The organism is Peribacillus sp. NPDC006672 (assembly GCF_050274955.1).
In the GTDB taxonomy this organism is placed as follows: domain Bacteria; phylum Bacillota; class Bacilli; order Bacillales; family DSM-1321; genus Peribacillus.
This window is the reverse complement of sequence record NZ_JBNNOR010000002.1, coordinates 18,380-43,851: the sequence shown is the minus strand read 5'-3', so window position 1 is coordinate 43,851 and position 25,472 is coordinate 18,380. Positions and strand designations below refer to the sequence as shown.

Below are 25,472 nucleotides of genomic sequence, written 5' to 3'. Positions count from 1 at the left end.
ATTTTGAGGGTTGATACAAATGATAAGGACATGTGCAATTACTACTAACCAAGAAATCCGTTTCGGTTTACCGCTATCAGAAATGAATAATCCGGATATCGAGTGGTATTGGGTGGATTTTTCCAATCCTGCAAACAACGAAATCGAATTTTTATCCAGTCATTTTCACTTTCATCCGCTGGCAATTGAAGACTGCCTGGATGATTTTAACCAGCGTCCTAAAATGGATTTTTATGAGGACTACCAATTTCTTGTAATACATGCTCTAAGGCAAAGGGTATTTAGAGCGGTGGAATTGGATATGTTCGTTGGTGAAAAATGGATAGTCACTTTTCATAAGGAAGAAATGCTTGAACTTGAAAAGGTCTGGGAAGAGATCTCTGATAATAAAATGTTGATGCATGGCCCCTTTTTCTTGATGCACAGGATAATTGACAGGGTCGTCGATGAATTTTTCCCTCCCGTCTATAAAATGGAAAGCGAGTTGGGCAGCATTGAGGACAATACTGAAAATGAAACGATAAACGATTTGATGGATCAGCTATTCGATTTACGTACGGATATGTCCAGGCTTCGTCGAACCATATTACCGATGCGTGATTTATTATACAGGATGATTTCATCAGAGCGCCTCAATTACTTAAAAGATCAACACCTATATTTTACTGATGTGTATGATCATCTTCTTAAATTAACTGAAATGCTGGAATCGTATCGGGATTTCTCCTCCGATATCCGGGATAGTTATTTGTCGGTGAACTCTAATAATATGAATTCAACGATGATGACATTGACTGTAATAACTACCATTTTCATGCCGCTGACTTTCATAGTAGGTGTGTATGGGATGAACTTTCAATTTATGCCCGAATTAAATTGGCACTATGGCTATTTCTTGGTCCTCGGAATGATGGGGGGGATTGCGCTGTTGATGTTTTTATACTTTGTTAGAAAAGGTTGGCTCAATCCAAGGAAAAGGTCACGAAAGAGCTGAAAATACCCAATTGACCTGTTTGTTATAATATCCATATTAATTTGATACTTTATTTTGATATAATTAAAAAGAATGAAGTACCAAATTTATGAATATGAGGTGTTTAAATGGAAGCTGGTGTTGTTGAAAGTCAAGTGGAAAGAGGAGAGTATGCTGGATTCTGGCTGCGCTTTGGCGCGAATATTATTGATGGTATCATAATCGGGATCCCTACCGGAATCATATCAGTTTTTGTAAGTGTTTTCTGGGGTGGAGCGATGATGGATTTACAGGAATCGACAAACGATCCTAACTATGAGGCATCATTGAGTGATTTATTCGCTTTCATGGCCGGGACCATTATCATTCTATTTTTATCTCTACTTATAAGCTTTCTTTACTATACTTTATTGCATTCCTCGAAATGGCAAGGCAGTGTCGGAAAAATACTCCTGAATATTAAAGTGACGGATTTAAATGGAGAAAGAATTGGCTTTGGAAGAGCTACAGGGCGTTATTTTGCGACGATACTATCAGGTATGATCTTTTATATCGGTTATATCATGGCAGGGTTTACGTCGAAGAAACAGGCACTTCACGATATGATTGCCGGAACGGTAGTAGTAAAAAAATGAGCTGGGTAAAAAGGGGACCTGTATGGGTCCCTTTTTTGTTTGGCCCGAAAAGATAAGCACTTTTTGATCCTTTTTTTATCATTGCTCTAAACAAAAGACAAAATTAACCGAATTATTAGGTATGAGCTGATGATAAAAAACCATGATAGGTCCATGTAACACAAGCAGGATTTTTCTGCCGGATAAATGATTTAGGAATTGTAAATTGAAAAAGTAAGAGAAGGGCGAGATGAAATGGAAGCTAATAAAGGGATATTACTGGAAAGTGGTACAAATGAGCTGGAGATAGTGGAATTCGGCATCGGTAAGAATAAATTCGGCATTAACGTAATTAAAGTGAAAGAAATCATTAATCCTGTCCCCATTACGCTTGTACCTCATTCCCATCCAAATGTGGAGGGGATCATTGAGCTTCGCGAAGAAGTCCTGCCGGTAGTAAATGTAGCGGATGCTTTGGGATTTCCGCCATCTGAAACTCCTGAGCAGGATAAATTCATAGTCGCTGAATTCAATCAGCAAAAAGTGGTTTTCCATGTTCATACTGTAACACAGATCCATCGTATTTCCTGGTCTCAAATCGAGAAGCCTTCGGATATGTATCAAGGGCTTGAAAGTCAGATTATCGGAGTAATAAAATTAAATAGCGAAATGTTACTGTTACTCGATTTTGAAAAAATAGTGGTCGAAATCAATCCGGAATCGGGAATAAACATCCAGCAGGTTAAAAAGCTCGGTAGCCGACAAAACTCAGATAAGAAAATCCTGATTGCAGAAGATTCTCCATTACTGAGAAAGCTGCTTTTTGATACATTGTCGGAAGCTGGATTCAAGTACTTGGAGTTTTATGAAAATGGACTTGATGCAATTAATTATCTGGAGAATTTGATTGACTCAGGAAAAGTGGTCGAAAAAGAAGTGCAACTGGTGATTACCGATATTGAGATGCCCCAAATGGATGGTCATCATTTGACTAGAAGAATAAAGGAAAGCGGTGAACTCGCAGTATTGCCGGTGATTATTTTCTCTTCCTTGATTACGGACAGCCTGCGTCATAAAGGGCAGGTCGTAGGGGCTGATGCCCAAATCAGCAAACCTGAAATTGCCGAGCTTATAAAATTGATAGACAGGTTTATATTATAAATGTGAAAACGGGCCGATGAGGCATTACCTTACGGCCCGTTTGATTTATCCGGCATTCATACTTAATATTTGGAACCTTTTCCTAAAAAGGAGGATGGGAATGGATTGTGAAAAGGTTGCTTGACCGACCCACGCCCGTAAGCCCTTTTCTCGGTATTCGTTGGGGTCGGCTGTTTTTCACCTGCTTGTCCAACGTAAGATTGCAGGATTTGTTTTGCCTTGGATAATGACAACGCAGCTTTAGGATTACGTATGGATGCTGCCCGGCTGCCGAGGTGGGGTAGTTTTTTCAAATCTTCCTTAGTGGGAGGCAGATGAAAAACATATGATCCGCATTCGACAATCACGTCGGATTGTTGTGCTGCAAAGCGAGGGTTATCAGAGAAATGAAGTCCAATCTTCTTCGCTTTTCCTTCTTGCATAAGCTTGCTTAATGCGAGCCGTTTCAAATTATATAAATTTTTAGGCTCCAACGCAGTCTTCGCGTGCTTATTAACAATAAACACGGCTTGGGCAAGGGAGTTAATCGAAAACTCATCCCTTTCAGAATGTCCTTTCGTTTGGTTCATTATGGAAACTCCTTTTCTTAATAAGGTTAGAAGGGCGTTGTAGAACCCTTCAATAAAAACCTGTTTTTATATTGGGTGAAATATAGACGTGTGCCAATAAGGCAAGAAATAGTTAAAAATTAATGCATGTACATCTCTAGGGTATGACAATCATTTCCCAACACATTTCCATCTATGCATTTCATATTATACCACTTCAAAATATATAAGGAAGTAAAATTCAACCAGATGCCTTTTAGGATAAGAAAAAGAAGGCGTTTATGTGACCTTCTCAGACTGTAGACAAACTCGATAAATAAATTGAGTTTGTCTACAGTTTTTTTGTTTTTAAAATTAGAACGTAGGGCACTTGCTTTCCGCGGGCGGTCCGCCCGCAGAGTCTCCCTTGGAAGCGCTTTTCCCGCAGGAGCTCGCACACCCGTACCAATCACTTTGTTTTAACATTTAGATGGAACCCCTTTTTCCTCCAGTCTTTTTTGTTATAAAAATAGAAGGATTAAAACTTGAGGTGATAAGGATGTTTTCTAAACATGATTCTATTCAGCGAGATCAACGATTCTCTATAACTGCTTTAAATCCAATAAGAAATCAAAAGGGTTTCGGAATGAGACCATTCCGAAACCCTTCTGTCCAATCCTTATCTAGTGTATATATTGATATTTTCGGATACTCCAGCCTGTGGTGCGCTGAGTTGTTGTTGCTGGTAGCCCTGAAAACCTTGATAAGGAGGGTAAGCAGCATAAGGAGGGTAAGCGGGCGGAAATGGAGGAGGATATGAAGGGTAGACTGGTGGACGGTTATTGAATAGCAACGGTCCAATTGCCAATCCTGCAACAAAAGCTACAGGCGCCAATAGAGGAAAGAATGGAAAGAAGCGCTCGTCATTCCAATATTCAGGTCCATATTCAGGTCCGTATTCATTCCCATATGCATTTCTATATTCGTTCTGTAGCATTATGGTTTGTGGATAGTGGTAGTAAGGAAAATGCTGTACTTGCATAATTAGCCTCCTTTTCTCTAATTCTTTACATAGTATGGATTTTTTTTAGAAAAGAGCCTGTTTCATCTTAATCTGTTATAATGAATCTACTTGTGAGAAAAATTTGGGGTGACTGTAATGGATCGGTTTAAAAGCATTATTGCCGTCGGTTTCGGAGGAGCAGCGGGAGCGATATTGCGTTATTGCGTAATATTGACCACTGCCCATTCCTTCTTCCCGTTTGGAACCCTCTTAATAAATATAGTAGGCAGCTTTTTACTTGGGATGATAAGTGGCTATTTCTCCTTGAAAAAGAAATCGTATGTTTTTTTGGCTCTGGGAAGCGGGTTTTGTGGCGGTTTCACCACGATGTCCACATTTTCCCAGGAAATGGTGAATCTACTGCAGGTTTCTCTGCCATTAGCAGGACTGTATCTTGTGGCCACGCTTTTATTTGGTTTGGTCGCCGGTTTCCTCGGACTGTGCCTTTCTAATATAAGGAGAGGTGAGACCTTTTGATAGAAGTTCTTTCAGTTTTTATAGGAGGCTTTTTTGGAGCATCCTCTAGATATGTCTTACAGATTATTTTCAATAGGCTATTGCCAGGTGGCTCAATACCCATTAGTATTTTACTGATTAACCTTATAGGCTCTTTTGGTTTAGGAACGATATTTCCACAGAAAGAAAGCTGGGCTTTATCTTTACAAGTTTTCACGGCAATAGGTTTCTTGGGAGCTTTTACGACCTTTTCCACATTCAGTATGGAAACACTCGAACTTATTAGAAAACACCGATATATAGATAGTCTTATCTATATATCGGTGTCGGTTATAGGTTGTATCGGGACTTTCCTGTGTGGCTACTTAAGCATGTTATGACTTTATGCCGCTTACCCATGTTGCTGGTAAAAAAAACCTGGTTTTCTCAAATATACATCTAATGCTATAATTCATAAGAATACATTACAAAAGATTTATGGCAACAAGTTATTTTAGTCGCACAGGTTTTGTTAATAAGTCTGGCGGTTTTTCCCTGTGGTCTTTTCTTATCATTTTTCGGCCTGGAATTCGTAAACCGTCAACTCAGGACGCGAAAGAAAACGATAAGGGAGCCGGGTAGTGCCAAGCCCTCTATTAACATGTAACGTTAACGAATCGATTTCATACGTGCCTTCTCGGTACTTTTCAGCGTATGGGGGAGTTACAAGGGCTCCGGCAAAGGGAATTTGTACTTGGCCCCCATGACTATGACCGCTTATTTGATATTGGATGTCGTAAGTCCTTGATATATCGGCAAGGTCAGGGGCATGCGAAAGCATAATGGTGAACACTTCTTTTGGAATGCCTGAGAGGGCTTTTTCAAAATCCGGTTTTCCAAGCATGGCATCATCAACCCCGGCAATGAATATTTCTTCAGCCGTTAATAAGGTAATCTTAGTCGAGGTATTTTGCAACATGGTAAAATGAGATTTATTCATGATATCGCTGTAAATTTCCGAGCCATATCCCCCATGATCATGGTTACCATAGATGCTGAATTTTCCAAGCGGCGCTTTGAGCTGATTCAAAACAGGAGGGATTTTCTGTTGAGCCTTGTATTTATTAGGCTGGTCCATTAAATCTCCGGTAAATAAAATAACATCCGGGTCGAGTTGGTTTATCTTATTGACAATTGCTTGTAAATCTTTAAGCTGAAATTGAAAACCTAAATGAGTATCGCTGAATTGGACCATTTTCATGCCATGGAAACCTTCAGGGATAAGGGGATGTCGGATGGTTTTATGCTTGGTTTCTAACCATTTCGGCTCCAAATTATGGGCATAATAGCTGCCGCCAATACCTAAACCGGTTATGGTAGCCAATGTATTAAGGCTTTTTTTTAAAAATGTTCTTCTGGATATGGGTTTATTCAAATTAATCAACCTATCTAATATAAAAATGTTACTTCCTCATACTAACAAACAATATTCAAAAAATGAAGAAAATATCTTCTGTACGCACATGAAAAACATGTAAACTGGGGTTTAATGAAACCGTATCCGGTTTGAAATTGAACATCTATACGGAGGTAACATGATGACCGAACCAATGTTTATTACACTGATTATACTTCTATGCGCCATTGCGCTTTTTATACAAGGAAAATTCCGCGCAGATTTGATTGCACTTAGTGGGGTTTCCATACTTGGTTTACTGGGGATACTTACATTGGATGAACTAGTGGCCGGGTTTGCGAATCAAGTGGTGATCATGCTGGCTGGGCTATTTATCGTCGGTGCCGGCCTTTTAAATACAGGAATCGTGGAAAAGGCAGGAAATAAGTTGTTAGCTTTATGTGGGGGCAGTGAATGGAAATCGCTGCTTATCGTCATGCTTACAGCTGGAATATTAAGTGCGTTTTTAAGTGGAACGGGCATTGTTTCCATACTGCTTCCCCTCGTTATGAGCATGGCTTTACAACAAAAAACAAGTCCGACGAGGTATTTATTGCCCCTTGCCTATGCAAGCAGTATTGGCGGACTATTAACACTTACCGGTACACCCTCCAATATGATCATTGCTGATGTATTGCGGCAAAACGGAATAGGAACATTATCATTTTTTGACTTTACACCAGTGGGATTAATCGCTTTTGCTGCAGGGTTATTCTTCATGTTAACACTTGGGCGCCTCTTACTACCTGAGAAAACGATTGCCGCGAACAATAGTGTTAAGGGACTGTCTGCAGGGGAGCTTGCCGGCATGTATAAAGTGTATGACCGATTGCATTATCTGCATATACCCGCTACTTCCGATATTGTTGGAGAAAGGCTGTCGGACCTTCAGCTTCCTATCCAGTATGAATTGACTTTGATTGAAATTCAGCGGAAGCCAAAGGATAAGCAATTGCCGCTGTTGCAAAGACAGCTGACGATTGCAGCCAGAGCGGATGAAGTTCTTCATCCTGAAGATATCATTTTGGTGTTTGGGGAAGAAGAAGCAGTTGAGAGATTGGCACTGAACTATGAACTGGAGTTTAAGCATTTCAATACCGAACAAATAAAAAAACATTTTCTAAGCAGTAGATTTGGATTGACGGAAATATTGATAGTTCCGAATTCGGATTATGAAAACCAAACATTGATAGATGTGCATTTTCGTGAGAAATACCAATGTAATGTACTGGCAATCAATCGGAATGGTGAATATATTCAAGCGGATGTCGGTACGGAACGTCTGAAACCGGGGGATGCAATCCTGATACATGGAGAATGGGAGAACATTGAGAGGATATCCTCGGATTTACAGGATGTCATCGTTATTGGCAGTACTTCGGAAGATGGCTCTCCGGTCAACTCCAAAGGCAAAACATGGATTGCCTTGGGCATCACTGCATTGATGGTAATTCTTTTGTCGATGGAGTCAATCCCTGCTGTGCTATCGGTATTGACGGCCGCATTGTTGATGGTAATAACTGGCTGTGTCCGTTCGATGGAAGATGCTTACCAAAAGATTAACTGGGAACCTGTTCTATTGATCGCTGCCATGTTCGGAATAACGGCAGCATTGGATAATACGGGTGGAGTGAGAATGATAAGTGATTGGCTGGCCGTTTTATTCAGTAATATCGGGGCACACGGCATATTAGCTGTCTTTTACCTCCTGACACTTATCCTAAGCCAATTCATCCCGTATGGAGCAGCGACGGTGATCATGGCGCCCATTGCCCTGACATCTGCAGTGAATCAAGGCATCGATCCTCTACCTGTATTTCTATGCCTTGCAGTTGCAGGCAGTTTGGCGTTATCCACGCCTAGGGTTGCCACTACCAATGCGCTTGTTATGACGGCAGGTGATTACAAGTATAAGGATTTTATCATGATCGGGATATCCATACAGATCTTCATTGGCGTTATTATGGTGATCGCCATCCCATGGTTCTTCCCTTTTTAATTAGGCATTAAGGCATTGTTCGATTTATGGACAATGCCTTTTCGACGAGGAATCGTTCAGTTTCATTCAAAAGTCATTACTGAAAAAAAGAGTTATGTTGTAGGAATTAAAATTATTTATTATCAATGCTAGAAACTAATGGTATAATTTTGGCATATTGGTGTTTCGTAATTAGGGGGAAGATGCATCATGGATACAGAAAAAATATTGAAAAATTTAGACAGGGTGACACCATTCTTTCAACCGATTTTCAGTGCAGATCAACATCAAGTAATCGGATATGAAATTTTAGGGCGCTATGAGGAACAATCAGAATATAAAAGCCTGGGCTCTTTTTTTCACGATTCTGCAGTGCCGGAAGAGTATAGGGTGGAAGTCGATAATTACGTTCTTGAAATAGCCTTGGAAAGAATAAAAGACTATGGTGAAGATTTTCTTATCTTTATTAACAGAGATCCAAATTTGCTTATGCTGGATCATGGCGAAGAATTCATGGAGATTTTACATCGTCATTTTCAACCGGAGGAAATGCACCGGATTGTGCTGGAATTATCAGACACGATCAGCCCGGAAAACTTAGACCCTTTGCAGCATGTGCTCGCTTATTTTAAAACATATGGGATTAAGATAGCTCTCGATCATTTAGGACAAGACACGCAATTGGACCGAATTGCACAAATTTCTCCGAATATTTTAAAAGTTAACCTGGACCAGCTTCGCATTTCAGGTGGAGATGCCTATCAGGTCATCCTGTTTTCTCTAAGCATGCTTGCACGAAAAATAGGCGCCAATTTACTATTTGAGAACATTGAGTCTGAATACCAGCTTCGCTTTGCATGGAAGAACGGTGGACGATATTATCAAGGGTATTTTTTGGCGAAACCGGAAGGTGAGTTCATCAATAAAGATTTACTGCGTGAAAAATTCCATCAAGAATGTCAGTCCTTCATTTCACTTGAGACAAAGAAGCTTGAGGTCGTTTATCAAAAGACTTTGAAATTCAACGAAAATATGCAAAGCTTCTTAAAACAGCAAAAGCGAGTTGGCTCCCATGAAGATTTTCTTCGTATTTTGGCGAAAAAATTGGATTCCATATGTTTTCGGCTTTATATTTGTGATGAAGAGGGGTATCAAAAGTCACCCAATATCCTCCATAAGGACGGGCAATGGTTAGTCCAACCCAAATATATGAATAAAAATTGGAGCTGGAGACCTTATTTTCTCGAAAACATCGTAAAGATGCGAAATGAGAAGAAAGGAATTTTATCCGATTTATACAGTGATATTGAAACGGGAGAAACCATCCGGACCTTTTCATATCCCCTGAATGATAAGGAATACATATTCTTTGATCTTTCTTATAGTTATTTATATGAAAATGAAGCCCTTTTATAGAAAAACGGACTCATGTATATAATCGCTTGAAGTGTGTAACTATAAGCAGAAATGATGCACTTGGAGGAGACATATTTTGAGTACGTACATCTGGATTCTAATCATAATCGTTACAGTTATGGCGTTATATCTTCTCTTTTATACTTATTCTGTAGCAAGGGCACAGAAAGTGAAAGCCAGATATGATTCGACTATTGATGATTCAGTTAAAGAACATCCGTATTTAAAGAACCCGGTATTCGTTTCCCTTTTTGTCGGAACGGTTTTGGTTGCCGGTTTTATTTTTTACTATGCTTTTAAATAATTGTAAAAGGGAGATTTCAATTTCATGAAATCTTCTTTTTTATTTGGTAGGTGTGGCAAAAGTATCAAGATTTCTCAGGCAATGTGATTTTGTAGTTTGGCTTTGATCTCGACGGGTATTGAAAGATAGAGGCAGTAATCCGAACCGTTAGGAGAAATTCTATAACTAGGAGATGATTGGAATGAGTAAATATTTAGTAGCATGTCTTGCCAGTGTCCTTCTTTTTTTAGGAGGAGGGTTCACAGCTTCAGCAGAGGGCTTAAATAGAGAGGAAGTACTATCTTTAGTACAAGATGCAGTGAAGAATCAAGGTTCGATCAGTGAGGAAGTACGTACGAAAGAAGAGATTGAAGGGAAGTTGGATAAACATTTCACAGGTGATTTCATCGAGAAGTTTGTCGAAGCGAATGTAGTGAAAGTCGATGGCGGTTATACCGCATTTGGATCAGACTTTGCACCCTATTATATTCCATTTTTCAGTTACGATAAGAATACGGAAATTGTATACGGAGAAAACGGTGAGTTCATTTATGTTCAGGAGGAATTCCAGGATACAGGGGACGGACCTGTAACAACTGGAAAACATGTGGAATCTGTTACTTTAAAAAAGGAAAATGACGTTTGGAAGGTAATGAACGTTAAGTATGAAAGCGAAAAAATGAGATGAAGTATTTTATAGGAAGTCCTTTATCTGAAAAAGTCTAGAGGAGGGAAACCTTCTCTAGACTTTTTGTTATATATTCAGTTCTTTTTTTATTTCGTCCAGTTCAAAACCGATAATGGCTTTGCCATCGATGACGACCGTTGGTGTGGAATAGGCGCCATATTTATTCGTTAGTTCATTACGTGCATGTCCATCTGCTTTAATATCCTTTTCTTTGTATACGATATTATTATCATCAAAGAACATTTTCATGATTTTGCAGGGAGGGCAATCAGGTTGGGTAAAAAGCGTGACGTCTTTCATTTCATTCCTCCATGTATGTTATAAGTAAGATGTACTTTTTCATTATAAAGAATGGAAGGACATTTGAATAGGGAAAAACCTTGATGGAACCGTTTTACTTATCCTTTTCCTGTTTTATCAGATAGTCTATCAGCCCCATGGAACAAACGTTTATGTCCATGGCGATGATTTCAAAAACGGGATGATCAGTGATGATTCCTTTTTCACCTAAATGAACCGCGACTTCCGTGAAAATATTTTTACTGGTTGCCGCTACTTGTTCCTCAAAGCTATCATATTCCCTATATGCCGATTTGGCAGTCTCCACAAATTTGGGCAGCCAGTAATGAAGTTGTTTATATACTTCCTTAGGGTTTTCCGATACCCCGTAATGGCCAAAATATATACGCTCGACGCCGATGCTTTCGTACAATTCCGCTGCAGCAAGCATCGCATCGGGGTTAAATTGGTTTGGTGATGTGGATGGTAAATAAAACTCCAAACCTTCTTCATCGAGTTCACGATAATAGATGCCTACGGTGTCACCTGAAAACATGCCTTTTGATACGGAATCGAAAATGCTTAAATGATGGTTTGCATGCCCTGGGGTGTCATAAAAGGTCAAAGAGGAATTATCACTGGTCTTTAGGGATTCCTTATCATGGATAGTCTGTATTCTTTCAAATGGAATAGGTAAAATCGGATTGAAAAGCTCATTGAATTCTTCACCATAGACAGCTTTAGCCCCAGCGATCAAACGTGTTGGGTCTACTAGATGCCGTGCACCTTTTGGATGGACGATCACTTTGGCGTTCGGACAATGTTGTAAAAAAAGTCCAGCTCCACCTGCATGGTCCAAATGTATATGGGTAAGAATGATATATGTAATATCCACGGGGGAGATTCCCAGATCTTCAAGACCCTTCATTAAGTGGGGGATGGAAGGACTGGCGGAAGTTTCGACTAAAGTGATGTCTGTATCGGCAATTACATATGTTCCTGTTCGATTTCTTCTATTCAAATCAAAACCATCAATCAATGAAATGCGATAACCAAGTTCACTAATGTTTTGCAATAGAACCTACCTCCAGAAAATTTTTCATGTACAAAATCCATTCCTTATTTTATTCTGTTAATAGTACCATGTAAAGAATGAAGGTTTAAATTATTCTGAATTTATTTCAGCGTGGCTACTGGATAGAAAAGTATGGTATAGTGAAACCTATCGAAAAGGTTTTATTCAGAAAGGAGAGGGAGTATGTCTCAATTACAGGGCATTCTTACCAGATTGAAAAGTCTTCAAGAGCAAGCGAAGGAATCTGAATCTGCTCAACGTTTTTTTGAAATAGATGGTGTGAAAAAGTGCCAGGTTACATATTTCAGCAAAACAGAAATGTTCGAGCTTGAAGTATACAGTGATAAAGGGAAATCAGCAAAATATCAATTCGATAATATTGATATGATTACCATTGAAATCTTTGATCTTCTTCAATCTTAAAAAAATTATGAAAAGTCGCCTTCCCATGGAAGCGGCTTTTTTTTATTTTCCATGAAACCGTTCAATTATCACTTTTTGAATGAAGAAGTGATTTTTACGACATCTTATTAATTGGAGGGATAAAAATGAAAAATCCAATGGTAATTTGCCCTGTTTGCGGAGAAGAAAGAGAAATGGAAAATGTTTTAACGGCCCAATCAAACCAAAATGTGATTTATCAATGCCCGGAATGCGGTTTTAAACAGGTTAACATTAAAACTAGTAAGGGGTAAGGAGCTTTGTCAAAGTCCCGCAGTTTGGGATTTTATTGTACTAGGAATGAGCCTTTTCTGCTTACATATGTTAAACTAATCAAAGAGCTGTATATAAAAACATATGGTAAGGGGTTTTAACATGATCGGTACTCATGATGGGGATTTATTGGAATCCAGCGTTAAAGACTTAATGATTTCTTCTGAACGCGTGGCCCACGTGCAGGTAACCAATAATTTAGAACATGCACTTTTGGTATTAACAAAGAGCGGTTATACGGCCATTCCTGTGTTAGATCCGATGTATAAACTGCATGGCTTAATCAGCACACCAGTCATTCTTGATTCAATTTTGGGACTGGAACGAATTGAATTCGATAATCTTGAGAATAAAAAAGTTTCTGAAATAATGAATATAGAAATACCTCGCCTGCATATTGAAGATACCTTGACTAAGGGTGTGGAATTGTTAATCGATCATCCGTTTGTCTGTGTAGAGAATGACGAACATGTCTTTGAAGGTATCTTAACTAGAAGAGCAATCTTGAAAAAAGTATTTAAACAAAATACACCTGAATAAAAATGTAAGGCTGAATATGGTTAACCTTAAGACTCGCCAATTGGCGAGTTTTCTTGTTTTTTACATATTGCACCAGTTGGTGGTAAAATCAAAAATAGTTATTGCTTATTAGGAAAGGATGGCGGAAATTGGGCCAAGCAGTGGATAGTGCAAAAGTACATAATAAAAAATTGAAACGTCCCTTCATTTTAGCAGCCATCATGTTGGCTATGTTTATGAATGCTATTGAAGGGACGATTGTTTCGACGGCTATGCCAGCCATTGTAAGCGATTTAGGTGGTTTTTCACTTTACAGCTGGGTGTTTTCAGGCTATTTGTTAATGAACGCCGTGACAGTCTTGATATATGGAAAGCTCTCAGATATTCTTGGGAGAAAACCTGTCTTATTATTTGGAATCGTTGTTTTCTTAATTGGCTCCCTTCTTTGCGGCTTTGCCAATTCTATGACGGAACTCATCATTTATCGCTTTGTACAAGGTTTTGGGGCCGGGGCTGTAGCTCCTGTAGCTTCAACGATTGTTGGTGATATCTATAAAAATGAAGAGAGGGCACGCGTCCAAGGGTATCTATCGAGTGTTTGGGGCATTTCAGCGGTCATGGGGCCGGCTTTGGGCGGCATGCTCGTTGAATCCCTGACTTGGAAGCTTGTATTTTGGGTTAATATTCCTCTGGGCTTATTATCTTTTATAGGGATTTGGGTTTTCCTTCATGAAAAAATTGAAAAGAAAAAACGTGATATCGATTACCTCGGTGCAACCCTATTGACGTTATCCATATCCACTCTTATGGTGATACTCGTAGAAGGGGGAGTAAAATGGTCATGGACTTCAGCTCCAGTCATTTCCCTGGCATTAGTTGCCGTCATCGCCTTTATCTTATTCATTCTTCAAGAAATGAAAGCAGCCGAACCGATGATGCCATTTGAAATCTGGCAGGAGCGCTCCATCCTGATTGCGAATCTTGTATCTCTGACGACAGGGGTGATGATGATAGGATTATCAAGTTTCCTCCCGACATTCGTTCAGGGTGTGATGGAACGCTCTCCTACGGTAGCTGGGTTTACATTAACAGCCATGTCAATTGGCTGGCCGATCGCTTCAATCGTATCTGGCAAGTTATTGATGAAAATAGGCTTCAAATCGACCTCCCTCCTTGGAGGGTGCTCGTTGATCCTTGGGAGTTTGATTCTAGTATGGATGAAGCCAGAAGCAGGGCCACTTATTGCTGCCATGGGATCCTTCTTTGTTGGTGTAGGGATGGGTTTGACTTCTACCTCATTCATTGTCGTCATTCAAAAAACAGTGAGCTGGGAACGCAGGGGGATTGCGACGGCTTCTAATATGTTCATGCGTAATCTAGGAAATACGGTAGGTGCAGCATTACTTGGAGGAATCATGAATACGAGGCTTCAAGCCTATTTAAACGAGCATGCACCATCTGGTTCGGGAGTGACGATAGATACGGCAAATAAACTGTTGAACAGTGAAGAACGTATGAAGCTCCCTGAAAATGTGGTAAAGGTTTTACAGGAAGGACTTACATTGTCTTTACAAACGATTTATCTCATTGTTCTAGTCTTCTCAGTAATCAGTTTCGTGTTACTTACAAGACTAAAAAAGAAATAAGAAGGCATATGAGAAAAAGTCAGACTCATAATTGGAGCTTGCCTTTAAATGGTAGGGAAATGCGACTCAGATGATCAATGAAATCAATCATGCGATCGTTTACCGTATGTGAATTTCAGCTGTCGATGTGCCTGAATCGGATGCTGCAAAACTGGTGACCTGCAATAATATAATCGTAAAAGGATATTCCCTCCATTTCTTTTCCCTTGTATTATATGCGGACTTTGTTGATAATTAAATTTAAATAAATTAAGTCATCATGATAAGAATTAATTATCAAGAGGTTGGTGTGTATGTCGTTTTCAGAATTTCATTTATTATCCGTACTTGCTCAGGAAATGAATATGAGAAAAGCTGCTGAGCGGTTGTTCGTTTCCCAGCCGGCTTTATCACAGCGTTTACAATCAATAGAAAAGGATTGGGGATCGAAACTGTTTCTGCGTTCACAAAAAGGGCTGTCGCTGACACCTGCAGGAGAAGCAGTAATCCGTTTGGCCAATGAGGTAATAGAAAAAGAAGAAAAGGTCAGGGAAAGTATCCAAGCTATGGATCATGAAGTATATGGTACTTTGAAAATAGCCTGTGCCTCGATTGTCGGTCAAAATTGGCTTCCGCAAGTATTAAAAAAATTCGTTCAAAAATATCCGTATGCCAAAATTTCATTAATCACTGGCTGGAGCAGTGAGATTTTAAAGTCTTTGTATGAAGGACAAGTACATATTGGCATCATAAGGGGAGCCCCGGATTGGAAAGGGGTTAAACAGCATTTATTTACAGATATGCTTTATTTGGTGGATACTGAAATGAAGGAACTGAATCAAGTGTTTGAAACGGACCGGCCATTCATTCAGTTTAAAAGCGATTCGAATTATTATCAGGAAATTCAGGACTGGTGGCACAGGCAATTTAAAACGACACCCAAAAACACCATAGTCGTGGATCAAATTGAAACATGCAAACAAATGGTATTTAACGGCATAGGATATGCAATCCTGCCTGCAATCACTTTACATGATAAAGATACGAATGTTTTTAAAATCCCTCTTCTAGATGGTCATAATCACTCAATCGAACGGGATACATGGCTTTGCGGCTATGAATCTGCCTTCCAGTTAAAGCAAGTCCAAGCATTCACGGAAGTGGTGAAAGAGCATATTCGCCAACAAGGAATGTTATAAGTCCGTGACGAATATGTCAATAGGGCAGAATAATGTTTAAGAGTGACATTCAACTTGTCTTGCCGGCAGTTGTCTGGTAAATTTAAGACGAGTAATGATACATATTTAGGAGGTTTTACCCGGAATGAATAAAATGGATGCAAACGAAATTATTTCTTTTATCTCAAATAGTAAAAAATCGACACCAGTAAAAGTATATGTCAAAGGTAATTTAGAAGGTATGGATTTTGGACCAGCTTCTAAAACCTTCATTACAGGAAATACAGGGGTTGTATTCGGTGAGTGGTCTGAAGTCGAAGAGGCAATCAAGGCAGCGGGGACAAAAATTGAGGATTATGTAGTTGAAAATGATCGCCGTAACTCTGCCATTCCTTTATTGGACCTTAAAGGCATCAAAGCCCGTATCGAGCCTGGAGCAATAATCCGTGACCAAGTATCGATCGGTGACAACGCAGTGATCATGATGGGAGCATCGATCAATATTGGCTCCGTCATTGGTGAAGGCACAATGATCGACATGAATGCAATACTGGGCGGACGTGCAACAGTGGGTAAAAACTGTCACGTTGGAGCAGGTGCGGTATTAGCAGGTGTCATCGAGCCTCCTTCCGCACAACCGGTTATTTTGGAAGACGATGTTTTAATCGGAGCTAATGCGGTGGTTCTTGAAGGTGTGAAAATCGGTCAAGGTTCAGTTGTAGCGGCTGGTGCAATTGTAACGAAAGACATTCCGCCATACTCAGTGGCTGCTGGTATCCCGGCGAAGGTCATTAAACAAATTGATGAAAAAACTAAATCAAAAACAGAGATCATGCAAGAACTTCGCCAACTTTAATTTCTTAAGTGAATATTGCCTTAAGCGTGGATATAATTATCCACGCTTTCTGTATAGGAGGGAATAATGTGAAAACAAATCCTTTTGCCGAGATCCGGCGTGATTTGCATCAAATACCGGAGATAGGATTTAAAGAATTTAAGACGCAGCAATATCTATTGAATTACATAACGAATCTTGCCTCTGAGCGAATGGAAATAGAAACTTGGCGAACAGGGATATTCGTAAAAGTGAAGGGAAGGAACCCGCGGAAAATAATTGGCTATCGGGCAGATATAGACGGACTGCCGATAAAAGAGGAAACTGGACTGCCCTTCGCATCCAAACATAAGGAATATATGCATGCCTGCGGCCATGATTTTCATATGAGCATCGGTTTGGGATTATTGACATATTTCGCCGAAAATCAAATCGATGATGACTTGCTATTCATTTTCCAGCCAGCAGAAGAGGGCCCTGGTGGTGCGGAACCGATGCTTAAATCGGAGACCATGAAAAAATGGAAGCCTGACATGATCCTTGCTTTACATATTGCTCCAGAGTATCAAGTTGGAACGATTGCCGTTAAAGAAGGGCTTCTATTTGCCAATACATCTGAATTGTACATCGATTTGAAAGGTAAAGGGGGGCATGCAGCCTATCCACATGAAACAAAAGACATGGTCATCGCGGCATGCTCGCTTGTAGGGCAGCTGCAAACCATCGTTTCGCGGAATGTAAATCCACTTGATTCAGCTGTCATTACAGTTGGGAAGGTTACTGGAGGCACTGTTCAAAATATTATAGCGGAGACAGCGCGGTTAGAGGGCACAATACGGACCCTTAACCCCGAATCGATGGTAATGGTCAAGTCGAGAATAAAAGCGCTTGTGGATGGTATACAAGTTGGATATGAGTGCTTGGCAGAAATCGACTATGGTGCGATGTATCATCAGGTGTATAATGAAGAAAGGCTGACCCGGGAATTCATGGAATTTACAGACAAGGCATCGGATGTTCATTTGCATCGCTGTACTGAAGCGATGACCGGTGAAGATTTTGGATATATGTTAAAGGAGATTCCAGGTTTCATGTTCTGGCTAGGGGTTTCATCAGAGTACGGATTGCACCATGCTAAGTTAAGTCCGGATGAAAGTGCGATTGAACTCGCGATTAACCATTTAACGGATTATATAACGTTTAAAGGAAACGGAGCTTAAAAAACGTTTTTTTAGTATGGAACATTAAAGAGAGAACGAATGATGTTGGAGGGCTTATTGTGAAAAAAGAGTTTGCGGTGATTGGACTTGGTCGTTTTGGCGGCAGTATAGTCAAGACATTGGCTGAAGAGGGATTAGGAGTTCTGGCCATTGATGCAGATGAAGATCGAGTGAATGAATTTGCCAGAATAGCTTCTCATGCCGTAGTAGGGGATACGACAGATGAAAATGTGCTGAGAAACATAGGAATTCGTAATTTTGATCACGTCATCGTCGCGATTGGCGAGAATATTCAAGCAAGTATATTGACGACTCTCATGCTTAAGGAATTGGGTGTCGGAAATGTTACGGTAAAAGCGCAAAATGATTATCATGAGAAGGTTCTTCGTAAAATCGGGGCCGACTTTGTAGTGCACCCCGAACGAGATATGGGGAGAAGGATTGCACATAATATCGTCTCCAATAATATTCTCGATTATTTGGAGCTATCTGATGAACACTCCATCGTCGAAATTGTTGCGAGCCAAAAGATGAATGGAAATTCAATATTTGATCTTGATATCCGCGCTCACTATGGACTGAATATCGTCGCGATTAAAAGAGGGAACGAAATAAATGTCTCCCCACAGGCAAGCGATTTAATACATAAAGGTGATGTATTAATCGTCATCGGAGCGGATTCGGACATCAATCGTTTCGAAAAAAAAATAGTAGAATAAGCAAGCGTCTTGCTAAATTATTATTGAGCAGCGCTCACTTTCTATTATCAAAGGAAAACAAAAAGGTTTCGGAATGGCCTCATCCGAAACCTTTTTTATTTTTTATTGGATTTGAAGCAGATATAGAGAATAGCCTGCGTCGACATTCTTTTAAGTTTATAATACTTTTCTTTTGCATCTGCGAATACACGCTCTATCGTTTCTTTGCATTTTGCATATATAGATTTTACATCTTCATAATGTCGCAGATTATCTGCTTCTTCCATAATTCTTGCCAAATATAGCGTGTCACCGCTTTCTGATGGTCTTTACTTTCTGTACACTGTGATAAAAGTAACAAGTCGCACAAATGATTTGTACTCACGATTTTTTGAAGGAGTCCTTGATAGGCTCGTGTTTCTTTACGAACGATTTTCTTTTCAAATTTCCTCCTTATATGCACTGGATTTCACATGTGTGAAATCAACTAATACATACTCTGCACTTATCAGTTTACTTTCGGAAGTTTTCATTAAAATGTGATAGAAAATCTGTTCAAACAGGTCAGTATCTTTAAAGCTTTGCCCATAATTTTTCGCGATCGTAGAGAAGCGTGGCACTTTATCATGGAAACCTTAACCTAAAAACCAACGGGCATGTTGGTTTCAACTTCTTCAATCTATTTACGCTGACTTCTGAATACATATCTTTCACCAAGTCATAAATGAAACAGAAATCAATGGATGCCTCCATTTTACGAACCAATGGTTCGATGGCACCAGTCGATCTAAAGTAAATCATTTCAAGTTGATCTCGTTATAATAGAATCATGATTAGAAAGCATCCTTTTCACCTCAAGTTTTAATCCTCCTGTTTTAAAACAAAAAGGACTGTAGGCAAATGGGGTTCTATCTAACTGTTAAAACAAAGTTGATTGCCAACGGGGATACAAGACTCCTGCGGGAAAAGCGCGACCAAGGGAGACTCTCAGGCGCAAAAGCGCCGTGGGCGGACTGCCCTACGTTCCAATCAACGGTCAAATTTTGCAAACCTAAAAAAGACTATGGACAAACTCAATTATAATCGAGTTTGTCCATAGTCTGAAAACCCAGCCATATGATGGCTGGTCTTTTTTGTTTATTGGACTTCCATGATGATCGGTAGGATCATAGGACGGCGTTTAGTTTTTTCATATAGGAATGGAGATAAAGTGTCTGTAATTTCATTTTTAATTTCAGACCATTGAGTAGTTTTACGATCCATCACTTTATTTAAATGCTTAGTGATTAAGGATTGAGCATCACTGATCAGGTCTCCCGATTCCCTCATATAAACAAATCCGCGTGAGATGATGTCAGGGCCGGATGCAATTTTGAATTCCTTCATATTGATGCTGACAACGACAACCACAAGACCTTCTTCGGAAAGAATCCGACGATCGCGTAAGACGATATTACCGATATCCCCGATGCCGCTTCCATCGATATAAACAGAACCTGAAGGGATTTTACCAGCGATTTGTGCTGTGTTTTCACTTAAGGAAAGAACTTCACCATTATCCATGATAAAGCAATTTTCTTCCGGAACACCGCAATCGACTGCATGACGGGCATGAAGTTTTTGCATACGGTATTCACCATGGATTGGCATGAAGAATTTTGGCTTAATCAAACGAAGCATTAGTTTTTGTTCCTGCTGTCCGCCATGCCCTGAAGTATGAATATCATTCAGTGGCCCTGAAATGACGTCTGCTCCTGCACGATATAATTGATTAATCGTTCTGGAAACACTGATTGTGTTACCTGGAATAGGTGAAGAAGAAAATACGACTGTATCACCAGGAATGATTTGAATTTGACGGTGAGTCCCATTTGCTATCCTCGACAGGGCTGCCATTGGTTCGCCTTGGCTGCCTGTACAAAGGATGGTTACTTTGTTCGCAGGCATACGATTTAATTGCTGTACATCTATAAATGTATCTTTAGGCGCTACGATATAACCAAGATCTTGGCCAATTGATATGGCAGAATCCATGCTGCGGCCAAAAACAGCTATTTTACGGCCATTAGCAACGGCTGCTTCTACAACTTGCTGAAGGCGATGGATGTTCGATGCAAACGTTGCAAAAATAATCCGGCCGTCAACCTTACGGAAAATGTCTTGAATGGTATCACCGACACGGCTTTCAGACATAGTGAAGTTCTGCACTTCACTATTTGTGCTATCCGAGAGTAAGCACAATACGCCTTCTTTGCCGATTTCAGCCATCTTAGTCAAGTTTGCTGGCTCGCCAACAGGTGTGAAGTCGAATTTAAAATCACCAGTATGGACAATTTGCCCAGGAGGCGTTTTTACAACGATTCCATAAGAATCAGGGATACTGTGAGTTGTGCGGAAGAAAGAGACGGAAGTCTTCCGGAACTTGATCACTTCATCTTCACTGATTTCAATCATGGTTGTCTGACGTAAAAGGCCATGTTCTTCCAATTTATTCCGAAGTAACCCAAGTGCTAGCTTCCCGCCGTATACAGGGACATTCACTTTTCTAAGTAAATAAGGAATCCCGCCAATATGGTCTTCATGGCCATGCGTGATGAAAACACCTTTAATTTTATCTACATTTTTCTCTAAATAGCTGTAATCCGGAATCACATAGTCAATACCTAGAAGTTCATCTTCAGGAAATTTAATTCCAGCATCAATGACGATGATCTCATCTTGAAACTGAACAGCATATGTGTTCTTACCGATTTCGCCTAAACCGCCCAGGGCGAATACAGCTGTTTGATCATTTTTTACAAATTTCATAAATTATAGCTCCAATACTTTGTAATCTTCATTTTGTTTTTCATATTCTAAATATGCTCCGGTTACCGGTAGTACGATTTCTACGTTATAAGGTTCTTTTTTTAATTTTAAACGGACGTCACGAACGGATTCCCCTTCGATAAACACTGTTTTAGTATTCTCCCTGATGGGAACCTCTGCTATGGTTACTTGATAGTATACCTTAAAAACCATTTTAATCTCTCCTCACTTGTTTGCATTGCTTTTTTCATTATATATAAAAACAACAATTTTTTCATGTTTTTCAACATCATGTAAAAATAAACCCAGCTCCGCCATAAAAACGGAAGGGGTTTTGATGAATTAAATATACCAATGTCTAAAAAAGTATATAAAAAAATAGATGGCAGGTATCGGGTATCAATCCAATTATAGCTTCCTCTATCTTATATCCTATCCGTTTTTACTATGTGTAAAACTTAAATTGATAAAGAAAAGTTTCTGTAAGCTTGTTTTCATGCGGAAATAGTTTACTCACTTTATCTTATTTAAATGGGATCTTTTTTCGCAAACGATTTCTTTCTTAATTATATAGTACCACTGGGTACAGCGTTTCATGAAAAGACAACGACTAATAATTTGATGAAATATGTATTCACCTTGCATATCAAAGCCAAGATAGAAAGAATGCTTAACAAGAACTTTACAACAAGGAAGAAGCCCTCCGCAAGTTTTTGAAGGGCTGTCCGAAAAAAATTCGCAAATGGATGACGGCCAAGGCAGGATACGAATGGCAAATCATGCGATAGATTTTTTTCTTAAAAGATCATTCCACTGTTTAACAAGCTTTTTACGAAGCTTTTTTAACATGGCGATCACGCTCCCTTAGTTATTATTGTATAGGATTATTCAATAATGTAAATATGTCTTTACAGGTACTTGGCCCATTTCCTGAAAAAAAAGGCTCATTCATACCGGCAACTGTGATTTCAGAGGCAAGTAGGAGGGGAGAAGTGTAAGGTGGAAAACTTGAGTTTTAGTTCTAATAAGAATAGTATATGCTCATTCTTGGATAAAAACCGTAACTTTAGTGGAATCCGGTAGAGTTACTTGACTTATCTTGATGACAATTATTAAATGGGTACATATTAAAAAAGGAAAAATGAATGAATTGGAAGTGAATCGTTAGTGAAAATCGTATTTTTTGATATTGACGGAACATTGCTCGATCATGAAAAAAAGTTACCTGCTTCAACGAAAAAAGCCATTAAGCAACTACAGGATAGTGGAGTTTTCGTAGCGATTGCCACAGGAAGGGCACCGTTCATGTTCGAGTCTTTAAGGGAAGAGCTGGGCATCGATACATTCGTAAGCTTCAATGGACAATACGTTGTTTTTGAAGGGAAAGTCGTTTATAAAAACCCTTTGAGCATACCTGAGATAAAAAGGCTTCATGAACATGCTGAAAATAATGAAATACCAATCGTTTTCATGAATGAGGAGACAATGAAATCAAGTGTCCCGCATCATAGCAGAATTGAAGAAGCACTAAGCACCCTTAAGTTTCCACACCCTGAACATGTGGCAGACTTTTATGAGGACCATGAAATATATCAGGCCTTATTATTCTGCTCGGGAGATGAAGAAGGGAATTTTGTTGGAAAATACGATGACTTTCACTTTATTAGATGGCATGAATACTCGACGGATGTACTTCCATTCGGGGGTTCAAAAGCTGAAGGCATTAAAATATTAATGGATAAAGTCGGTTTTGCTCTCGAAGATGTTTACGCCTTTGGAGATGGCTTAAATGATATAGAAATGTTAAAAGTAGCGGGATATGGCGTGGCAATGGGGAATGCCGGTCAACTTGTGAAGCAAGAGGCCGACTTTGTAACGAAGGATGTCGATGATGATGGCATACTTTTTGGTTTGAAGGAACTTGAACTGATTTAAAAATAAAAACTCCCGTCAACCAAAAGACGGGAGTTTTTGTCGCTTATACGTTACCTTTCCACCGCAATGGAATTTTCCGGAACGGCATAGGGGTCTTCCTGATTGATATGATCATAAAACATGATTCCATTAAGATGGTCGATTTCATGTTGAAAACAAATGGCTGCGGTGCCTTTAAGGCGGAGTTGAACCGGTTTTTCTTCCAGGTCAGTACCCACAACCGTTATTCGAGCATAACGTGGCACATAGCCGGAAACGGTGCGATTAACGGAAAGACAGCCTTCCCCGGATGTCAAGTATGCTTTCTCCACTGAATGACTAATCAGTTTTGGGTTGAAAAGTGCATAGCTATAAAGTTGATCATCTTTTTCTTTCAAATGAACCGCAATCATCCTTTTTGAAACATTAACCTGTGGTGCAGCCAAGCCAATTCCTGCTCTTAACCCGTATAGAGCAGCAATATCGGACTTCTGGCTGTTTTGGACATAATCCATCAAGCTAGCTAAAAGTTGCTTATCTTCATCTGATGCCGGAAGTGGGACCTCCAGCGCGACTTTCCTTAATATCGGATCGTCTTCCTTAACAAAATCATCCATAGTAAGCATAATCTTTCACCCCATAAAAATTCTTAAATATGTATAGGCTATTTTAACAAAAAAAATGCTGAAAGTTAATGGACTGTTCTATGGAAGGGAAATGGGAGGGATGGAATCGGTCGCCAAATTCCTATCCCAGCCATTATTTTATTTACGTGTTGAGGTCTTTTGAAAAAAATAGAACTATTTTTGTGAATCAGGGTAAATAGATAACATTTTCGGGTAAAGGTAATAGTAATTATCTGTTTAGCAAAAGCAGGCGCCGACAATGATGAGCAGAATGAACAGGACGATGATTAGGGCGAAGCCGCTTCCAAAGCCGCCGCAGCCTCCACCTCCACCGTAACCAAAGCTGGGTTCAACGGAAACCGGATAACAACAATCCTGGGTGTAACCTCCATACATAATTTCATACCTCCGTTTTTGTATTATTAAAATGTTGACCACTCTGATTTGAAACGGTCCCTACAGCCTATGCAGTATGGTTTAAAGGGTGTAGGCTTAAGCCCAGTAATGAAAAATTCATGTTCGGAATATGATTAGTACAAGTGTCTGTGCTTAAACGGAAATTTAGAGAAATATGAATCTACGAAGAACTATCAGAAGGAGCTGTCTATGTTGAAGCGTTTTGGTCCATATGTTATTTTACTTCTTTTTTTAGCGATCTTGACCGGTTGTTTTAATGGTTCACCGGAAGAAAGAATCCACAAGATCCTAGAGAAAACTGCAGAAAAGGAAAGTGATTTCACTGAGAATCAAGAGCCGCTTAATGATTTGGAGAAAAAAGAAAAAGAACAATATGAGAAAATAATTAAACTTGGCTTGGAAGAGTATGAACAAATCGTCGAGCTTTCAGATGAAGCAACCAAGAATATTGACCAAAGGGAGGAAATAATTGAAAAGGAACAAAGCAGCATGCAATCCTCGAAAGAACAATTTAATAAAATAGATGAACAAATTGGGAAAATAGAAGATGAAAAGGTAAAAAAAGAAGCGACTGAAATGAAAAAGGTCATGAGTGAACGTTATAGCACCTACGACAACTTATATGATGCCTATCAACAAAGTCTGGCAAATGATCGTAAATTATATGAACTGTTTAAAAAAGAGGATTTGAAAATGGATGAACTACAAGGGCAAATTGAGAAAATCAATACCTCTTATATAAAAGTTTTGAAAGCGAATGAGCAATTTAATGCATTAACGGTAAAATCCAATCAAAAAAAAGAAAGTTTTTATGACAGTTCGGGCATAGAAATGGCTGACTCAACAAAATAATATAAGTAATGATGGGCTGTGATCCTCACTCACAGCCCATTTTTGTGTATCCAGTTTTCTATAAACTGAAAAATTCTAGAATGATTTTTAAATGCAATTAGCTGAAGGTGAAATTTCA

Annotated in this window: 28 protein-coding genes and 1 pseudogene; 19 read left to right on the top strand and 10 right to left on the bottom strand. The window is 39.4% G+C overall.

The genetic code is table 11. The annotated features are described in order from the left end of the window. The first annotated feature begins 19 nt into the window (after window positions 1-19). From corA to ACQKKK_RS03535, 3 genes are all read left to right on the top strand, one after another. Window positions 20-994: a magnesium/cobalt transporter CorA gene (gene corA, locus ACQKKK_RS03545; protein ID WP_427614155.1), complete on the top strand. Its 975-nt coding sequence runs from the start codon at window positions 20-22 to the stop codon at window positions 992-994. Window positions 995-1,101: 107 nt separating this feature from the next. Then, window positions 1,102-1,608 (top strand): RDD family protein, encoded by a 507-nt coding sequence (locus ACQKKK_RS03540; protein WP_427614153.1) that lies wholly within the window; start codon window positions 1,102-1,104, stop codon window positions 1,606-1,608. A 234-nt stretch (window positions 1,609-1,842) separates the two neighbouring features. After that, entirely contained in the window at window positions 1,843-2,748 is a 906-nt protein-coding gene (locus ACQKKK_RS03535) for a chemotaxis protein (RefSeq protein ID WP_427614152.1), read from the top strand. A 62-nt stretch (window positions 2,749-2,810) separates the two neighbouring features. On the opposite strand, the gene ACQKKK_RS03530 is transcribed toward ACQKKK_RS03535, so the two are convergent. Both ACQKKK_RS03530 and ACQKKK_RS03525 read right to left on the bottom strand, forming a co-directional pair. Then, complete coding sequence (locus tag ACQKKK_RS03530) at window positions 2,811-3,317, bottom strand: YkyB family protein (protein WP_061462243.1); 507 nt, start codon at window positions 3,315-3,317, stop codon at window positions 2,811-2,813. 637 nt (window positions 3,318-3,954) lie between these two features. Then, window positions 3,955-4,317 carry a hypothetical protein gene (locus ACQKKK_RS03525; protein WP_427614150.1) on the bottom strand — a complete coding sequence of 121 codons (363 nt, stop codon included), beginning with the start codon at window positions 4,315-4,317 and terminating at the stop codon, window positions 3,955-3,957. 117 nt (window positions 4,318-4,434) lie between these two features. On the opposite strand from ACQKKK_RS03525, the gene ACQKKK_RS03520 reads away from it, so the two are divergent. Further along, complete coding sequence (locus ACQKKK_RS03520) at window positions 4,435-4,815, top strand: fluoride efflux transporter FluC (RefSeq protein WP_427614149.1); 381 nt, start codon at window positions 4,435-4,437, stop codon at window positions 4,813-4,815. Then, window positions 4,812-5,174: a fluoride efflux transporter CrcB gene (gene crcB, locus ACQKKK_RS03515; protein ID WP_427614148.1), complete on the top strand. Its 363-nt coding sequence runs from the start codon at window positions 4,812-4,814 to the stop codon at window positions 5,172-5,174. Before ACQKKK_RS03520 ends, crcB begins: the two co-directional genes overlap by 4 nt. Before the next feature lie 170 nt (window positions 5,175-5,344). On the opposite strand, the gene ACQKKK_RS03510 is transcribed toward crcB, so the two are convergent. Continuing rightward, window positions 5,345-6,208 carry a metallophosphoesterase gene (locus ACQKKK_RS03510; protein WP_427614146.1) on the bottom strand — a complete coding sequence of 288 codons (864 nt, stop codon included), beginning with the start codon at window positions 6,206-6,208 and terminating at the stop codon, window positions 5,345-5,347. Between the two features lie 160 nt (window positions 6,209-6,368). Between ACQKKK_RS03510 and ACQKKK_RS03505 the strand changes: the two genes are divergently transcribed. The 4 genes from ACQKKK_RS03505 (at window position 6,369) to ACQKKK_RS03490 (ending at window position 10,594) form a co-directional block, all read left to right on the top strand. Then, entirely contained in the window at window positions 6,369-8,228 is a 1,860-nt protein-coding gene (locus ACQKKK_RS03505) for an SLC13 family permease (protein WP_427614144.1), read from the top strand. Between the two features lie 189 nt (window positions 8,229-8,417). After that, window positions 8,418-9,623: an EAL-associated domain-containing protein gene (locus tag ACQKKK_RS03500; RefSeq protein ID WP_427614142.1), complete on the top strand. Its 1,206-nt coding sequence runs from the start codon at window positions 8,418-8,420 to the stop codon at window positions 9,621-9,623. A 76-nt stretch (window positions 9,624-9,699) separates the two neighbouring features. Beyond that, complete coding sequence (locus ACQKKK_RS03495; protein WP_427614140.1) at window positions 9,700-9,927, top strand: hypothetical protein; 228 nt, start codon at window positions 9,700-9,702, stop codon at window positions 9,925-9,927. A gap of 181 nt (window positions 9,928-10,108) precedes the next feature. Next, window positions 10,109-10,594 carry a DUF3993 domain-containing protein gene (locus tag ACQKKK_RS03490; protein ID WP_427614138.1) on the top strand — a complete coding sequence of 162 codons (486 nt, stop codon included), beginning with the start codon at window positions 10,109-10,111 and terminating at the stop codon, window positions 10,592-10,594. 66 nt (window positions 10,595-10,660) lie between these two features. Here the strand turns inward: ACQKKK_RS03490 and ACQKKK_RS03485 are convergent, their stop codons facing one another. Then, on the bottom strand, window positions 10,661-10,894 hold the full coding sequence (locus tag ACQKKK_RS03485) for a glutaredoxin family protein (RefSeq protein WP_427614136.1): 234 nt from the start codon (window positions 10,892-10,894) through the stop codon (window positions 10,661-10,663). Between the two features lie 94 nt (window positions 10,895-10,988). Further along, window positions 10,989-11,948, bottom strand: a complete 960-nt coding sequence (locus tag ACQKKK_RS03480; protein WP_427614134.1) for an MBL fold metallo-hydrolase — start codon at window positions 11,946-11,948, stop codon at window positions 10,989-10,991. Window positions 11,949-12,131: 183 nt separating this feature from the next. On the opposite strand from ACQKKK_RS03480, the gene ACQKKK_RS03475 reads away from it, so the two are divergent. The 8 genes from ACQKKK_RS03475 (at window position 12,132) to ACQKKK_RS03440 (ending at window position 18,758) form a co-directional block, all read left to right on the top strand. Beyond that, window positions 12,132-12,371, top strand: coding sequence for a YkuJ family protein (locus ACQKKK_RS03475; protein WP_061462253.1), 240 nt, complete (start codon window positions 12,132-12,134; stop codon window positions 12,369-12,371). 125 nt (window positions 12,372-12,496) lie between these two features. Then, window positions 12,497-12,643, top strand: coding sequence for a hypothetical protein (locus ACQKKK_RS03470; protein ID WP_089362373.1), 147 nt, complete (start codon window positions 12,497-12,499; stop codon window positions 12,641-12,643). A 121-nt stretch (window positions 12,644-12,764) separates the two neighbouring features. Then, on the top strand, window positions 12,765-13,202 hold the full coding sequence (gene cbpB, locus ACQKKK_RS03465; protein WP_427614131.1) for a cyclic-di-AMP-binding protein CbpB: 438 nt from the start codon (window positions 12,765-12,767) through the stop codon (window positions 13,200-13,202). Window positions 13,203-13,330: 128 nt separating this feature from the next. Next, window positions 13,331-14,827 (top strand): MDR family MFS transporter, encoded by a 1,497-nt coding sequence (locus ACQKKK_RS03460; protein WP_427614129.1) that lies wholly within the window; start codon window positions 13,331-13,333, stop codon window positions 14,825-14,827. 293 nt (window positions 14,828-15,120) lie between these two features. After that, a complete protein-coding gene (locus ACQKKK_RS03455; RefSeq protein ID WP_061462256.1) occupies window positions 15,121-16,005 on the top strand; it encodes a LysR family transcriptional regulator in 885 nt (294 codons plus the stop codon). Window positions 16,006-16,129: 124 nt separating this feature from the next. Continuing rightward, a complete protein-coding gene (gene dapD / locus ACQKKK_RS03450) occupies window positions 16,130-16,840 on the top strand; it encodes a 2,3,4,5-tetrahydropyridine-2,6-dicarboxylate N-acetyltransferase (protein WP_427614127.1) in 711 nt (236 codons plus the stop codon). A gap of 68 nt (window positions 16,841-16,908) precedes the next feature. Further along, the gene (locus ACQKKK_RS03445) at window positions 16,909-18,039 is read left to right on the top strand and encodes an N-acetyldiaminopimelate deacetylase (protein ID WP_427614125.1); all 1,131 of its coding nucleotides are present in this window, start codon (window positions 16,909-16,911) and stop codon (window positions 18,037-18,039) included. 59 nt (window positions 18,040-18,098) lie between these two features. Further along, window positions 18,099-18,758, top strand: a complete 660-nt coding sequence (locus tag ACQKKK_RS03440; RefSeq protein WP_427614123.1) for a potassium channel family protein — start codon at window positions 18,099-18,101, stop codon at window positions 18,756-18,758. A gap of 95 nt (window positions 18,759-18,853) precedes the next feature. Here the strand turns inward: ACQKKK_RS03440 and ACQKKK_RS03435 are convergent. The 3 genes and pseudogenes from ACQKKK_RS03435 to ACQKKK_RS03425 form a co-directional block, all read right to left on the bottom strand. Next, window positions 18,854-19,538: pseudogene (locus ACQKKK_RS03435) on the bottom strand (transposase). A 336-nt stretch (window positions 19,539-19,874) separates the two neighbouring features. Continuing rightward, window positions 19,875-21,545, bottom strand: a complete 1,671-nt coding sequence (gene rnjA, locus ACQKKK_RS03430) for a ribonuclease J1 (RefSeq protein WP_061462260.1) — start codon at window positions 21,543-21,545, stop codon at window positions 19,875-19,877. A 3-nt stretch (window positions 21,546-21,548) separates the two neighbouring features. Further along, complete coding sequence (locus tag ACQKKK_RS03425; protein WP_289324278.1) at window positions 21,549-21,758, bottom strand: DNA-dependent RNA polymerase subunit epsilon; 210 nt, start codon at window positions 21,756-21,758, stop codon at window positions 21,549-21,551. A 954-nt stretch (window positions 21,759-22,712) separates the two neighbouring features. On the opposite strand from ACQKKK_RS03425, the gene ACQKKK_RS03420 reads away from it, so the two are divergent. Further along, window positions 22,713-23,480, top strand: a complete 768-nt coding sequence (locus ACQKKK_RS03420; protein ID WP_427614120.1) for a Cof-type HAD-IIB family hydrolase — start codon at window positions 22,713-22,715, stop codon at window positions 23,478-23,480. 50 nt (window positions 23,481-23,530) lie between these two features. On the opposite strand, the gene def is transcribed toward ACQKKK_RS03420, so the two are convergent. Then, entirely contained in the window at window positions 23,531-24,085 is a 555-nt protein-coding gene (gene def / locus ACQKKK_RS03415) for a peptide deformylase (RefSeq protein ID WP_427614118.1), read from the bottom strand. A 237-nt stretch (window positions 24,086-24,322) separates the two neighbouring features. Continuing rightward, window positions 24,323-24,481 carry a YjcZ family sporulation protein gene (locus tag ACQKKK_RS03410; protein WP_427614116.1) on the bottom strand — a complete coding sequence of 53 codons (159 nt, stop codon included), beginning with the start codon at window positions 24,479-24,481 and terminating at the stop codon, window positions 24,323-24,325. Between the two features lie 210 nt (window positions 24,482-24,691). Here ACQKKK_RS03410 and ACQKKK_RS03405 point away from each other — a divergent pair, with 210 nt between their 5' ends. Then, window positions 24,692-25,354, top strand: coding sequence for a YkyA family protein (locus ACQKKK_RS03405; protein ID WP_427614114.1), 663 nt, complete (start codon window positions 24,692-24,694; stop codon window positions 25,352-25,354). Window positions 25,355-25,472: the final 118 nt, after the last annotated feature.

Bases quoted from the DNA above. Each gene is read 5' to 3' on its own strand.
- ACQKKK_RS03455 (WP_061462256.1), top strand. From the start codon at position 15,121: ATGTCGTTTTCAGAATTTCATTTATTATCCGTACTTGCTCAGGAAATG.
- ACQKKK_RS03540 (WP_427614153.1), top strand. From the start codon at position 1,102: ATGGAAGCTGGTGTTGTTGAAAGTCAAGTGGAAAGAGGAGAGTATGCT.
- ACQKKK_RS03490 (WP_427614138.1), top strand. From the start codon at position 10,109: ATGAGTAAATATTTAGTAGCATGTCTTGCCAGTGTCCTTCTTTTTTTA.
- ACQKKK_RS03475 (WP_061462253.1), top strand. From the start codon at position 12,132: ATGTCTCAATTACAGGGCATTCTTACCAGATTGAAAAGTCTTCAAGAG.
- ACQKKK_RS03405 (WP_427614114.1), top strand. From the start codon at position 24,692: ATGTTGAAGCGTTTTGGTCCATATGTTATTTTACTTCTTTTTTTAGCG.
- rnjA (WP_061462260.1), bottom strand. From the start codon at position 21,545: ATGAAATTTGTAAAAAATGATCAAACAGCTGTATTCGCCCTGGGCGGT.
- dapD (WP_427614127.1), top strand. From the start codon at position 16,130: ATGAATAAAATGGATGCAAACGAAATTATTTCTTTTATCTCAAATAGT.
- ACQKKK_RS03470 (WP_089362373.1), top strand. From the start codon at position 12,497: ATGAAAAATCCAATGGTAATTTGCCCTGTTTGCGGAGAAGAAAGAGAA.
- ACQKKK_RS03505 (WP_427614144.1), top strand. From the start codon at position 6,369: ATGATGACCGAACCAATGTTTATTACACTGATTATACTTCTATGCGCC.
- ACQKKK_RS03410 (WP_427614116.1), bottom strand. From the start codon at position 24,481: ATGTATGGAGGTTACACCCAGGATTGTTGTTATCCGGTTTCCGTTGAA.
- def (WP_427614118.1), bottom strand. From the start codon at position 24,085: ATGCTTACTATGGATGATTTTGTTAAGGAAGACGATCCGATATTAAGG.
- ACQKKK_RS03535 (WP_427614152.1), top strand. From the start codon at position 1,843: ATGGAAGCTAATAAAGGGATATTACTGGAAAGTGGTACAAATGAGCTG.
- corA (WP_427614155.1), top strand. From the start codon at position 20: ATGATAAGGACATGTGCAATTACTACTAACCAAGAAATCCGTTTCGGT.
- ACQKKK_RS03530 (WP_061462243.1), bottom strand. From the start codon at position 3,317: ATGAACCAAACGAAAGGACATTCTGAAAGGGATGAGTTTTCGATTAAC.
- ACQKKK_RS03500 (WP_427614142.1), top strand. From the start codon at position 8,418: ATGGATACAGAAAAAATATTGAAAAATTTAGACAGGGTGACACCATTC.
- cbpB (WP_427614131.1), top strand. From the start codon at position 12,765: ATGATCGGTACTCATGATGGGGATTTATTGGAATCCAGCGTTAAAGAC.
- ACQKKK_RS03485 (WP_427614136.1), bottom strand. From the start codon at position 10,894: ATGAAAGACGTCACGCTTTTTACCCAACCTGATTGCCCTCCCTGCAAA.
- ACQKKK_RS03520 (WP_427614149.1), top strand. From the start codon at position 4,435: ATGGATCGGTTTAAAAGCATTATTGCCGTCGGTTTCGGAGGAGCAGCG.
- ACQKKK_RS03425 (WP_289324278.1), bottom strand. From the start codon at position 21,758: ATGGTTTTTAAGGTATACTATCAAGTAACCATAGCAGAGGTTCCCATC.
- ACQKKK_RS03525 (WP_427614150.1), bottom strand. From the start codon at position 4,317: ATGCAAGTACAGCATTTTCCTTACTACCACTATCCACAAACCATAATG.